The sequence below is a fragment of the Pseudomonas sp. 2VD genome (assembly GCF_005503585.1).
GTDB lineage: Bacteria > Pseudomonadota > Gammaproteobacteria > Pseudomonadales > Pseudomonadaceae > Pseudomonas > Pseudomonas aeruginosa.
In genome coordinates, this window is record NZ_SCND01000179.1 from 1 (window position 1) to 11,935 (window position 11,935).

The following is an 11,935-nucleotide window of genomic DNA, read 5'->3' on the forward strand; positions in this document are numbered from 1 at the left end:
CTCTTCGAGCCAGGCATTGATCAGCGCAAGGCGCTTGCGCTGCCCGGTGGAGAGATCGGTGGTGCTGAAGTTGCCGTCCATGACGCTGACCTTGTGGGCGATTTCCAGGCGTTGCAGATATTGGGTCGCGTTCTGCAACGAAGCCTGCTTGCCCTGGACCAGGTCGTCGAAGAGGTAGTAGTCGGCGAAGATGGTGCTGAAGAGCTGGCGGTAATCGTCGCGGGTCTCCGCGCTGACCGGTTCTCCGTTGAGAAGGATCTCGCCGGACTGCGGGCGATAGAGGCCGAGCAGCAGCTTGATCAGGGTCGTCTTGCCGCAGCCGTTCTCGCCGACGATGAAGACGATGTCACCTTGGGCGATACGCAGATTGATAGGGCCCAGATGGAACGGTTCGCTGCCTTCGACGGCGGGGGGGCTGTAGCGAACGTCGCGCAGTTCCAGGCTGTCGACGGTCTTGTCCGGGGCCTCCTGTTCGCTGAGCAGAAGATGGGGTTCGGGAGAGGAAAAACGCTCGGAAAGTTCGGCGACCCGCTGGAAGGCGACCTGGGCGCGGCTGACGATGGGAAGGATGGTCACCACCTGTTCGAGTGGTCCCTTCATGTACAGCAGGACCATCACGAAGCCAGTGATGGCGGCCGGATTGGACGAAGGCCAGTAGGCCTGGAGCGTAAGCGCCAGACCGATCACCACGAAGAACAGCATCGAGCCGAAGGTCTTGGCCAGGATGAATATATTGATGGAGCTGATGTGGAGGTCGCGGATGTTGTTCGCGGTTTCGCTGATGCGGCCGGTGTGCATGCGATAGCGACGGGGGCGGTGGATGCGCAGTTCCTTCGCGCCCGAAGCGATGGCGGTGTAGTGCTTCTGCAATTCGTCTTCGAGATCGCGGGCGGCATAGAACCCTTTGAAACCGCGGGAGCGCGCCAGGTACTGGGCTGCCGTGCCGATGACGATGGCGACGACTGTCAGCAGGAACATCGGGACCGATAGGTAGGCGAGGTAACCCAGGCAGCCGAAAGTGATGGTCAGGGCTATGGCCAGTGGGGTGAAGGAAAAGGAGAAGTCGCTGATGGTGTCAATGTCGTGTGTCAGTACCGGAATGAGACGGTGGGTCCGGTAGCGCTCGATCTGCTCGATGGGCGCCGAGAGGACTTTCTCGCCGAGTTCCTTGCGCAGCTTCGCGATGATGTGTTGGCCGACGTAGCTGGTACCGATGTCGGAGACGATCGAACTGACCAATGCCAGCAGGCAGAGTCCGCCGAACGACAGCAGTACGCCTTGGCCGAGGCCGTTTTCCGAGTGCAAGGCGTTGTTGATGCTGGCCAGCAGCAGGGTGATGGCAAGGCCGCCGGCCATGCCCAGTGCTATGGAGACGGCCACGATCGCTCGAAAGGGCCTGAGCAGGGCGAGCAGTTCGCGAATGGCGCCGCGCTTGGGATTGGTCATAGTTGCTTCCCGGATGTACTAGGTCGGTGGGGTCCCAGGATCGTTCCATGGCCGCTCCCGGCTGGGCCGGTAGGCATGGGACGGTTGAGTGGGGTGGCCTGGCGCAGGCTTTCGTTGCGGCACTGCGAATGCGGACGGCGACCGGCTCCAGGAGCATGCGTCACCCGTCTCGGCCTCCTTGCAGACAGACGAAGCAGGATGCCCGGTATTTAGCGGCGTTCGGCGGGGCGTAGGTTCTTCCACGTAAATTGCAGGCGATGCCGTTCGTTGCAGATCAGGAAGAGGTGTCGCGCCCGCCCGTCGCAGGTCGACGCGCGCTTCGACTCGACATGGCGCTGCCTTCCTCTGGCGCTCGATCCACTCCTGGGAATGATGAAATGACGAAAAGGAAACTGGCCTATATCTGGTCCCTGAGAAACGCCGCGGCCGACAAGGCCGGCCAGTACGTGCCGTACAAGGGCGAACAGCGGTACATGAAGTCGGTACTGGAGTCCTTGGTGGAGGCGCTGAACCAGACTGCGCTGGGCGATGCCTACGAGCTCGTGGGCGTGATCTACGACGACGACGCGGAGCTGCCTCGCGACCAGGGAAAAATCAAGGACTACGGTTTCGCCTATCGTCCCGGGCAGCAATGGTTCTATCCGGCAGAGCTGCAGGTGCAAGGCAAGACCCTGAACGACCTCTTGCTCAGCGTGCCGTCCACCTACCGCCGGTACCCGCGGGGTACCCCCGAGCATGTGGCCGGCAAGAGCGATTTCGAGCGACGCCTGCATGACACCCTGGTGGAGCTGGGCGCCGATGTGGTGGTATTGGACGGGCTCCTGGTCATCCTCGATGAGCTGGTACGCCCGGGCGCTCCGTTCGCACGGCGGATCATGAATATCCATCCTGGCGTGACGCGCGAGGACTCGCCTTACGAGCGTCGTGGCGCCTATGCGACCCTGGACGCGTTGTATGGAGCGCGGGGCGAGAAGGTGGTGGATTGGGCGACCATGGAAAAGGTCGCGGTCGAGCCGCTGTACTGGACCGGAGCATCGTTCCACTATGTGGACAATGGCATCGATTCCGGCGAAGTGTTCCATGATGTGCTGAAAACGGAGATTTCACCCGACGACACCATCCTCGAGCTGCGCTGGAACAACTTCAACAACAGCCTGTTCCCGGCCTTGCACGAAGGGCTGGCGCTGCTCGCCGAGAAGCTCTGAACCCGGTTCCTTCGAGGGGTTCGAAAAGGCTGGAGCGGTGTCGTCGCTCCGGCCTTCTTCATTCTGAATCAGAGTTCGCGCGCCACGCGGAAGCCGATCCAGTCGCCGCGGTCGCTGGGGGCCGCATTGTTGCGGTTGCCCGAGCGCGAGAAGATCGGCGGCTCGCCCCAGTCGTTGCCGCGGATCTGCACCAGCTCGCACTTGTCCTCCATCCACGCGCTGCCGTCGCTCGGCGCGCCGTTGTAGTGGTCGTGCCAGCAATCGGCGACCCACTCGTAGACGTTGCCGTGCATGTCGTAGACGCCGAAGGCGTTGGGCGGGAAGCTGCCCACCGGCGAGGTGAAGTTGTAGCCATCGCTGGCGCCGTAGGTGTTGGCGTGCTTGGCGATGCTGTATTCCTTGCCTTCGTCGAACGGGAAGGGGAAGGGGCCGGCGCTGCCGGCGCGGGCGCCGTACTCGCGCTCGGCCTCGCTGAGCATGCGGTAGTGTTTGCCGGTCTTCTTTGACAGCCAGGCGGCGTAGTTCTTCACGTCGTTGTAGTCGACGCACACCGCCGGCTGGCGAGGGCCTTGCTGGTAGCGCGGCTTGCCGGCGATGCATTCGCGGCCGGGGCGGGTATCGCCGTCGGCCAGCTTGACGCCGGTGGTCTTCAGGTAGGCGTCCAGTTCGCCGGCGGTGACCTGGTAGCGGCTGATGGCGAACGGCTTGGCGAAGGTCACGTCGTGCAGCGGGCCCTCGTCGGGCTGGCGGCCGACCTCGTCGTCCGGGGTGCCCATGGTGAAACTGCCGGCGGGCAGTACGACCATCTCCGGGCAGTCCTTGCAATCCTTGAACACCGTGCCGGGTTTCTTCGCTTCGTCGGCGAAGGCGGGGGCGGTGGCGACGATCAGTGCGGCCAGGGCCAGGGGCGATAATGCGTGCATGGCGGTTCTCGTTGAGTGGCGAAAGGGGTCAGGCGAGTTGCGGGGCGAGGATTTCCAGCACCCGGTCGATCTCCGCCTCGTCGTTCAGCAGGCTCGGCGCCAGGCGCACCACCGGGCCGACATCACGATCCACGGCGTCGCTGATTACCCGGTGCGCCATCAGGTGTTTGGCGACCGCCTCGCAATCGCGGCCTTCGACGCGGAAGAAGGTGAAGCCCGAAGACAGCTCGGGGCTGGTCGGCGTGACCAGGCGGACCTTGGGATGCTCGCCCAGGCGCTGCTTGAGGTAGGCGTTGAGCTGGTGGATACGCGCCTGGACCTCGGCCTTGCCCAACTGCAGGTGCAGCTCGAAGGCCGTGCCCAGGGCCAGGCGATGTTCGAAGGCGTGGTAGCCGCCAGGGGTCATCAGGGTGCCGAAGTTGTCGGCGCGGGAGAAGGTCGGGATGCTCGGCACCAAGTGCTCCTGGAGCTGTTCCGAGCGGGCGATGATGACCCCGGTGCCACGCGGACCGAACAGCCACTTGTGGGTGCCGGCGATGAAGTAGTCGCAGTCGAAGTCGGCGAAGCTGACGTCTTCCACACCGAAACCATGCACGCCGTCGACCACGTAGATGATCCGGTCCTGTTCGTCGCGCTTCTGGTTGAGTTCGCGCACCAGCTTGCCGATCTCGCGGATCGGCAGCTTCACGCCGCTGCCCGACTGCACCCAGGTCATGCCCAGCACCCGGGTCTGCGGGCGGATCTGAGCGGCGATGCTGGACAGGATCTCGTCGGCGGAAACCCGATGCGGGTCCTTGAACAGCGGGAACTCGCGGACCTGGGTACCCATGCGCTTGTGCCGGTATTCCAGGGTGGTGTAGGTGGAGTAGTGCTCGTGGGAGGAGGTCAGGATCTCCTTGCCCGGCTGCACCAGCAGGCCGCCGTAGATCGCCGCCAGGCCGTCGGTGGTGCTGCCGGTGAGCGCCACCTGGCCAGGTTGCACGGCGAAGTAGCGACCTGCCCAGGCGCGAGCCTCGTCCTCGTATTTCCAGATTTCCTCGCGATGCCAGTCCACCGCTTCGCCCGGGTTGCGGTCGAAGCGGACCCGCAGGCGCTCGATGGCCTCCCGCACCGGCCGAGGGTGGGAGGTGAGGAGGAAGTTGGCGAAGTGCAGATACTGCGGGTCGAGATCGAATTGCTGGCGCAGCGCTTTCCACTTATTGCCGGCGTCGCTCGGTGCGCCTTCGGCGCGGAGCGACTGGGCAGCGGAAAGCAGCGGCAGGCCGGCGGCGAGAATGCCGGCCTGCTTGAGAAAGGTACGACGGTCGTTCATCGGGAGGTCCGTTGCGGCGTGGTCAGGGGGTAGCTGTCGGCTTGGCGCGTTTTTGCACTTCGCCCCAGGCGCGCAGGAAGTTGCCTCCCCAGAGCTTGGCGATGTCGGCATCGGAATAACCGCGGGTGATCAGTTCGGCAGTGACGTTGCGGATTTCGCTGACATCCTTCCAGCCGTCCACGCCGCCACCGTCGTTGAAGTCCGAGCTGATGCCCACGTGGTCGATGCCGACCTTCTTCACCGTGTAGTCGATGGCGTCCACCAGTTCCTTGAGGCCGGCCTTGGGCTCCTCCTCCAGGATGCCGTAGAGGGCGCTGGCGTATTCACCGAAGCGTTGTTCCGGCCAGATGGTGATGATCGGATCGCCCGGCATCAGCGCATAGTCCAGGCCTTCCAGGGGTGGCAGGTCGAAGCGCGCGCGCAGGGCGTTGAGCTTGTCCAGGGTCGGTTTGCTCAGCGGACGCAGGTAGGCGGGGAAGCCGACCACCTGGATCACGCCGCCGCTGTCCTTGATCAGTTGCATCTCGTGGTCGCTGAGGTTGCGCTTGATGTCCACCAGGGCGCGCGGCGCGGAGTGCGAGGCGACGATGGGCGCGCGGCTGAGGGCGGCGACCTGTTCCAGGGCCTTGGTCGACATCTGCGAGACGTCGATGATCACCCCGAGATCGTTGAGCCGTTCGACCGCCTGCTTGCCTAGCGGGGAGAGGCCGCCCAGGGCATCCGCCGTGTCGTTGAAGAACGGCAAGGGACGGGAAGAGTCGGACCAGTCGTTGTTGCCGACATAATTGAAGCCGAACATGCGCACGCCGCGGGCGGCCCATTTGTCCAGCTGGGACAGGTCGTCGCCCAGCGGGTAGGCGTTGAGCATGCTCATGACGATGGCGAACTTGCCTTCCATGGCCAGGCGGCGGAAGTCCTCGGGGGAGTAGGCGATGCCGACCTGGTTGGGGAAGTCGCGGACCATGCCGGTGAGAATCTTGTAACGAATTTCCTGCTGGTGACGAGCCTCGTCGACGAATCCCGGGGTCGGCTTGTGTGGCGCGTTCGGGCCGTTCCACATCTCCGGCCAGCCGAAGATCGCCAGGGCAGCGCCGGACAGGCGCCCGCGGCCCGCCTTGACCAGGTCGAGCTGGTTCGGTCCGTCCTTGTCGAACTCGTTGCCTTCGGTGCCGAAGTCCGGCGGGATGGTGATCCGGCTATCGAAGGAGAGGATGCGCTCATGCAACTCCTCGGCGTGCTTCATGACCTTGCGCGGGTAGCCCGCTTCGCTCGGGCCGAAGGTCTTCCAGGCCAGCAGGCCGCCGCCGACGAGGATGAGGAAGATCGGCAAGCCGAGGTAGAGGGCCTTGCGTGTGCGTGTTCTAGTCATTGCCGTCCCAGTCAGGTTCGAGATCGAAAGCGCGGATGAGCGTCTGCCGAAGCGGACTCACCTGTCAGGGTGGGACGAGGCCGGAGCGGGAAAATTTAGCGCCGCGGGAGGGATTGTCGAGTTGCCTGTGGAACGGCATGTGGGCGGTAAATTTGCCGACGGAAGGAACGTTCTAGCTGGATAAAGCGAGCTTCACGGTTGATACAGGTAGGACGATGACGGTTTCTCGACGCGGATTCATGGCGGGCCTGGCCCTTACCGGGGCGGCGGCGCTGCCGGTGGCTTACTACACACATCGTCATCTGACCCGCGAAGAGGAGCCGCAGACGCCTGACGAGGCTTCGCTCGACCTGGCGGCTACCGATGGCATACGACTGGGCGACCGCCTGCGCGGTCTCTGGGATCTGCGCCTGGTAGGCGGTGATGCCGAACTGCCCGGGCTGCCTCGGGAGGGCTTGCAACTGGTGCTGGACGTGGCACCCAAGGGACGCGGCCTGATTGGCTACCTGGATACTCCTGAACGTCTCCTCGCGGTGGAGCCGCCGCGCTTTCGTGTGCTTGGCGACTTGCTCGGAGCCAGTTCTGCAAGCATCCGCTGGCGTTTGGTGGACCAGGCGAGCGGTTCCGTGGCACCGACTCACGATTGCTCGGCGGTGTTCGACGAGGTCTGGGCAGACTATGCGAACGCGGGCGACGGAACTCTGAGCGGACGCATACAGCGCCTGGAGCGTTCGCCGCTGTCGCCGAACGAGGATTTTCGCTTCGTTGCGGTAAAGCGTCACTTCCCCCTGGCCCATGAGCGCATCGTGCTCAACGAGAAACTTCTCGGTTGGCTGGTGTCGCCGCAGCACCGACTGTTCCACCAGCTATGGCACGCTTCGCGGGACAAATGGCATCGGCTTTCGGAAAAACAACGCAATGCGTTGCGCGGAGTCGGTTGGCAGCCCGGCCCGCTGGACCGCGAACGCGATGCGCGAGGGCCACGCAAGGATCGCAACGCCTCGGGTATCGACTTCTTTTTCATGCACCGGCACATGCTGCATACTGCGCGTTCCATGCAGGACCTGCCGTCCTGGGAGCGTCTGCCGCGACCTGTGGTGCCGCTGGAGTACGATCGTCCCGGCTTCATCCGTTACTTCGACAATCCGGACGGGTTTTCCGTGCCTCCGGCCTGGGTGGCAGTGGATGACGACGAGTACAGCGAGTGGCTGCATGGCCTGAAAAGCGCCGAGGCCTACCATGCCAATTTCCTGGTCTGGGAATCGCAGTACCAGGACCCGGCGTACCTGGCGAAGTTGACCCTCGGCCAGTTCGGTTCGGAGCTGGAACTGGGCATGCATGACTGGCTGCACATGCGCTGGGCCTCGGTGACGAGGGACCCCTCCAACGGCGCCCCGGTCATGACCGACCGTTTTCCGGCCGATTTTGCCCCGCGCTGGTTCCGCCCGGAGAACGACTTCCTCGGCGACCCGTTTTCCTCCCATGTGAATCCGGTGTTCTGGTCGTTCCACGGCTGGATCGACGACCGCATCGAGGACTGGTATCGCGCCCACGAGCGTTTCCATCCTGGCGAAGTGCAGCGCCGCGAAGTGGAGGGCATCCAATGGTTCGCGCCCGGTCGATGGGTCGAGGTCGGCGATCCCTGGCTGGGCCCGGCGACCCATGGATGCGGGCTTTCGGATGTCCAGGCGAGCAGCAACTCGGTGGAGCTGGACGTGGAAACCATGAAGCTGGCTTTGCGCATCATCTTCAGCGAAGAAGATCAACTGAGCGGCTGGCTCAAGCGTGCGCCGCGGCGGCCCTGGTACGCGCGCAACCTGAAGCTGGCGCGCGACCAGCTCAGGCGCTGAACGGCGAAAGAGCGAGTAAGGATGGAGGAGGCCCGCGCAACGCGGGCCTCAGTCTTTCCGCGCGAGACCCTGGCGGTCGCTCTGCCAGCCGCCGCCGAGGGCCTTGTACAGGCCGACCGAGGCCTGCAGGCGGGCCAGTCGCAGTTGCACGGCGGCATCCTGCGCCGCGTACAGCGTGCGTTGCGTTTCGAGGACCGTCAGCAGGGTTTCCGCGCCGGCCTGGTAGCGGCTGTCGGAGAGATCGAAGGCGCGCTGCGCCTGCTCCAGCTCCTGCTGCTGCCAGTGCAACTGGCGGTCGAGGCCGTCGATGCTGTTCAGCGAGCGTTCGGTGTCGGCAAAGGCGGTGAGGATCGCCTTGCGGTAGGTTTCCAGCAGTTCTTCCTGGCGCGCCAGGCTGCGGTCGCGCTCGGCGCGCAGGCGGCCGTGGTTGAAGATCGGGGCGAGCAGGTTGGCGCCCAGGTTGTAATAGGGGTTGCGGAAAGTGTCGGCGGCGCGGTTGGCGCCGGACGACAGCGAGGCGCTCAGGGTCAGCTTGGGGAACAGCGCCGCGCGCGCCACCTGCACGTCGGCCTGGGCCGCGGCCAGTTGCGCTTCGGCGTTGGCGATATCGGGACGGCGGCTGAGCAGTTCGCTCGGCAGGCCCGCTCCGGTCTCCGGCCAGCGCAGGCTGTCGAAAGGCCGCTCGGCCACCTGTAGCGCCTGCACCGGCTCGCCGATCAGGGTGGCCAGGGTAATCAGCGCCTCATGGGCCTGCTGCTCGAGCAGCGGCAGCTGCTTGCGCTGGCTGGCGACCAGGCTGCTCTGCTGGGCGACCTCCAGGGCGGTGGCCGAGCCCGCGGCATGGCGGGTCTCCACCAGGCGCAGGACGTGCTCGGCGTTGTCCAGGTTGAGCCTGGCGATGCGCTGCTGTTCGCGCAGCGCCAATACCTGCAGGTAGCTGTTGGCGACGCCGGAGAGCAGGGTCAGCTCTACCGTGGCGCGGTCGTACTCGCTGGCCTTGAGGCTTTCCAGGGCACTGCGGTAGGCAGCCCGGCGACCGCCCCAGAAGTCCACTTCGTAGCTGGCGCTGAGGCCGGCGGAGAAGGAGTCGACGGCATCGTTGTCGGAGGTCGCGTCGGTACCGCTGTAGCCCGAGTCGCGCAGGAGTTTCTGCCGGCTGGCGCCGAGCGTCGCATTCAGCTCCGGCAGCAACGGCGCGCCGGCGATCACCGCTGAGGCCTGGGCCTGGCGCACGCGGGCCACCGCTGCGCCGAGGTCCTGGCTGTTCAGCAGGGCGCGTTGCAGCAGGCTGTCCAGTTCCGGCGCGCCGAAGGCCTTCCACCACTGGCGGATGTCGCTGGCATCGCTGCGCCCGGCCGCCAGGTAGCGCCACTGAGGGGGCGCGGCCAGGCCGCTGTCGAGGGGCGCCGGCGTGCTGCCGCAGGCGCCGAGCAGCAGGCAGGCGGAAATCAGGGAAAGATTCTTCATGGACATGTCCGTCATTGGCTGGCCAGGGCGGCCACCGGGTCCAGCTGGGCGGCCTTGCGCGCCGGCATGAAGCCGAACACCAGTCCGGTGACCAGCGCGCAACTGAAGGCGCCGACGATGGCCGACAGGGAAAAGGCCACCGCGACCTGGCCGAGCAGCAGCACGCCGCCGATGCATAGGGCCAGGGCGATCCCGGCCAGGCCGCCGACCACCGAGAGCATCGCCGCCTCGGTGAGGAACTGGCGGAGGATATCGCCCTGGCGGGCGCCGGTGGCCATGCGGATGCCGATCTCGCGGGTGCGTTCGCGCACGGTCATGAGCATGATGTTCATCACGCCGATCCCGCCTACCAGCAGGGAGATCGCGGCGATCGAGCCGAGCATCAGCGACAGGGTGTTCTGGGTCTTCGCCTCGGCCTGGATCATCGCCGCGTTGTTGGTCAGCTCGTAGTCGCGCTGGCCGCGGTGCAGGCGCAGCATCAACTGGTCGATGGCGCGTTCGGCCTGGTGCACGCGCTGGGCGTCGGCGGCGGCGATGATCACGTACTCGGGGTTGCGCGTGCCGAACAGGCGGATGCTGGCAGCGGAGTAGGGGATGGCGATGCGGTTGTCGGCATCCTTGTCGCCGGAGCTGGAGCCTTTCTCGGCGAGCACGCCGATGACCTGGAACGGCACGTTCTCGATGAGGATGTAGCGGCCGATCGGGTTGGCGCTGCCGAACAGCTTCTTGCGCACCTTGTAGCCGATCACCGCGACCGTGGTGGCGGCGTCTTCGTCGCGCTCGGTGAAGTAGCTGCCCTCGGCCACCGGCCAGTTGAGGATTTCCGGGAAGTCGGTGTTGTTGCCGCCGACGTAGGCGTGGTAGTCGATGTTGCCGTAGCGCACCACCAGCTCGCCGCCGTTCACCGGCATGACCTTCTTCACCTGGGGCAGGGTGGCGATGGCGGCGACGTCGTCGCTGCTGACGATGCCCATCGGCGCGCGCGGGTTCGGCGAGTAGCCGCTGAGATAGATGATGTTCGAGCCGAACGCGCCCATCTGCGCCATCACCTGGCGCTTGCTGCCCTCGCCGACGGCGAGCATGACCACCACCGAGGCGACGCCGATGATGATCCCGAGCAGGGTCAGCGCGGTGCGGAACCGATTGATCCACATCACCCGCCAGGCGGCGCGCACCGCCTCCAGCAGTTCGGCGCGCCAGGCCCCCGAGGGTTCGCTGCTGCCCTCGGCGAGGCGCTGGCTGAGATCGTCGGCCTGCAGGTGGCGCTCGACGCCGGCGCTCGGTTGCGCCGGGCGCTCGTCGTTGGCGCTGTCGCTGACGATCTCGCCGTCGCGCACCTCGATGATGCGCTTGGCGCGGGCGGCGACGTCGCGGTCGTGGGTGATCAGGATCACCACGTGGCCCTGGCTGGCCAGCTCGTCGAGCAGCGCCATGACTTCCGCGCCGCTGTGGCTGTCGAGGGCGCCGGTGGGTTCGTCGGCGAGGATGATATGGCCGCCGTTCATCAGCGCGCGGGCGATCGACACCCGCTGTTGCTGGCCGCCGGACAACTGGTGCGGACGGTTGGCGGTGCGCTCGGCCAGGCCCAGGCGTTCGAGCAGGGCCCGCGCACGGGTGTGCCGCTCGCTCGCCGGGGTGCCGGCGTAGATCGCCGGCATCTCGACGTTTTCCTGGGCCGAGGCGGAGGGGATCAGGTGATAGCCCTGGAACACGAAGCCGAATGCCTCGCGGCGCAGCCAGGCCTGCTCGTCGCTGTCCAGTTCGGCGACGTCGTGGCCGGCGAAGTGGTAGCTGCCGGAGCTGGGCCGGTCGAGGCAGCCGAGGATGTTCATCAGGGTCGACTTGCCGGAGCCGGAGGCGCCGACGATGGCGACGAACTCGCCGGCGTGGATCGACAGCGATACGCCCTTGAGTACCTCGACTTCCGGAGTGCCATTGCCGCCGTAGCGCTTGCGGATGTCGCGCAGTTCGATCAGGGGGACGGGTTGCGTGGCGTTTTCCATCAGCTGTCGCTGCCGTCGGGAGCGGCCATCAGCAGGCGGTCGCCTTCCTCCAGGCCGGCAAGCACCTGTACCCGCAGGCGGTCGCTGATGCCGGTCCTGATCTGGCGGCTCTGCGGCTTGCCGTTGCTGCCGACCACCCAGGCGACCTGGCCGCCCTTGCCGTCGTCGTGGATGGCGGCGACCGGCGCGGTGAGGATGTTTTCCGCGGTGGCGGCGACGAAGAACACCTGGGCGGTCATTTCCGCCATCAGTTGGTGGTCGCCGTTGTCCACGTCGACCAGCACGGTATACAGCACCACCCGGCCGCTGCCGCTCTGCCCGCCGCTGCCGCTGGTGGGGCTGCCGCCGCCCTGGTTGCTC

8 protein-coding genes and 1 pseudogene are annotated in these 11,935 nt (G+C 65.9%); 2 read left to right on the plus strand and 7 right to left on the minus strand.

Annotated elements, in window-relative coordinates:
- The coding region (pvdE, locus tag FFS27_RS19120) for a pyoverdine export ABC transporter PvdE (protein ID WP_137952150.1) at positions 1–1,446 on the minus strand (1,446 nt) is incomplete at its 3' end.
- Positions 1,447–1,823: 377 nt separating this feature from the next.
- Here pvdE and pvdF point away from each other — a divergent pair.
- The gene (pvdF, locus tag FFS27_RS19125; protein WP_021264823.1) at positions 1,824–2,651 is read left to right on the plus strand and encodes a pyoverdine biosynthesis hydroxyornithine transformylase PvdF; all 828 of its coding nucleotides are present in this window, start codon (positions 1,824–1,826) and stop codon (positions 2,649–2,651) included.
- A 68-nt stretch (positions 2,652–2,719) separates the two neighbouring features.
- Here the strand turns inward: pvdF and pvdO are convergent, their stop codons facing one another.
- The 3 genes from pvdO to pvdM are packed head-to-tail and all read right to left on the minus strand — an operon-like array spanning position 2,720 to position 6,255.
- The gene (pvdO, locus tag FFS27_RS19130) at positions 2,720–3,574 is read right to left on the minus strand and encodes a dihydropyoverdine dehydrogenase (RefSeq protein ID WP_021264822.1); all 855 of its coding nucleotides are present in this window, start codon (positions 3,572–3,574) and stop codon (positions 2,720–2,722) included.
- A gap of 28 nt (positions 3,575–3,602) precedes the next feature.
- A complete protein-coding gene (gene pvdN, locus FFS27_RS19135; protein WP_003122677.1) occupies positions 3,603–4,886 on the minus strand; it encodes a pyoverdine-tailoring periplasmic protein PvdN in 1,284 nt (427 codons plus the stop codon).
- A gap of 22 nt (positions 4,887–4,908) precedes the next feature.
- Positions 4,909–6,255: a pyoverdine-tailoring dipeptidase-like protein PvdM gene (gene pvdM / locus FFS27_RS19140; protein ID WP_003103610.1), complete on the minus strand. Its 1,347-nt coding sequence runs from the start codon at positions 6,253–6,255 to the stop codon at positions 4,909–4,911.
- A gap of 215 nt (positions 6,256–6,470) precedes the next feature.
- Here pvdM and pvdP point away from each other — a divergent pair, with 215 nt between their 5' ends.
- Positions 6,471–8,105 carry a pyoverdine maturation tyrosinase PvdP gene (pvdP, locus tag FFS27_RS19145; protein WP_021264821.1) on the plus strand — a complete coding sequence of 545 codons (1,635 nt, stop codon included), beginning with the start codon at positions 6,471–6,473 and terminating at the stop codon, positions 8,103–8,105.
- A 48-nt stretch (positions 8,106–8,153) separates the two neighbouring features.
- On the opposite strand, the gene ompQ is transcribed toward pvdP, so the two are convergent.
- From ompQ to pvdR, 3 genes and pseudogenes are all read right to left on the minus strand, one after another.
- Positions 8,154–9,578, minus strand: a complete 1,425-nt coding sequence (gene ompQ, locus FFS27_RS19150) for a pyoverdine export/recycling transporter outer membrane subunit OmpQ (protein ID WP_019371757.1) — start codon at positions 9,576–9,578, stop codon at positions 8,154–8,156.
- A 5-nt stretch (positions 9,579–9,583) separates the two neighbouring features.
- Complete coding sequence (pvdT, locus tag FFS27_RS19155; RefSeq protein ID WP_003089549.1) at positions 9,584–11,575, minus strand: pyoverdine export/recycling transporter ATP-binding/permease subunit PvdT; 1,992 nt, start codon at positions 11,573–11,575, stop codon at positions 9,584–9,586.
- Positions 11,575–11,935, minus strand: a pseudogene (gene pvdR, locus FFS27_RS19160) (pyoverdine export/recycling transporter periplasmic adaptor subunit PvdR); the annotation flags it as partial. The gene pvdT and the pseudogene pvdR, both read right to left, overlap by 1 nt.

What these genes read in the sequence shown, in the direction of transcription:
- pvdF (WP_021264823.1), top strand. Translation starts at nt 1,824, where the DNA reads ATGACGAAAAGGAAACTGGCCTATATCTGGTCCCTGAGAAACGCCGCG.
- pvdO (WP_021264822.1), bottom strand. Translation starts at nt 3,574, where the DNA reads ATGCACGCATTATCGCCCCTGGCCCTGGCCGCACTGATCGTCGCCACC.
- pvdN (WP_003122677.1), bottom strand. Translation starts at nt 4,886, where the DNA reads ATGAACGACCGTCGTACCTTTCTCAAGCAGGCCGGCATTCTCGCCGCC.
- pvdM (WP_003103610.1), bottom strand. Translation starts at nt 6,255, where the DNA reads ATGACTAGAACACGCACACGCAAGGCCCTCTACCTCGGCTTGCCGATC.
- pvdP (WP_021264821.1), top strand. Translation starts at nt 6,471, where the DNA reads ATGACGGTTTCTCGACGCGGATTCATGGCGGGCCTGGCCCTTACCGGG.
- ompQ (WP_019371757.1), bottom strand. Translation starts at nt 9,578, where the DNA reads ATGTCCATGAAGAATCTTTCCCTGATTTCCGCCTGCCTGCTGCTCGGC.
- pvdT (WP_003089549.1), bottom strand. Translation starts at nt 11,575, where the DNA reads ATGGAAAACGCCACGCAACCCGTCCCCCTGATCGAACTGCGCGACATC.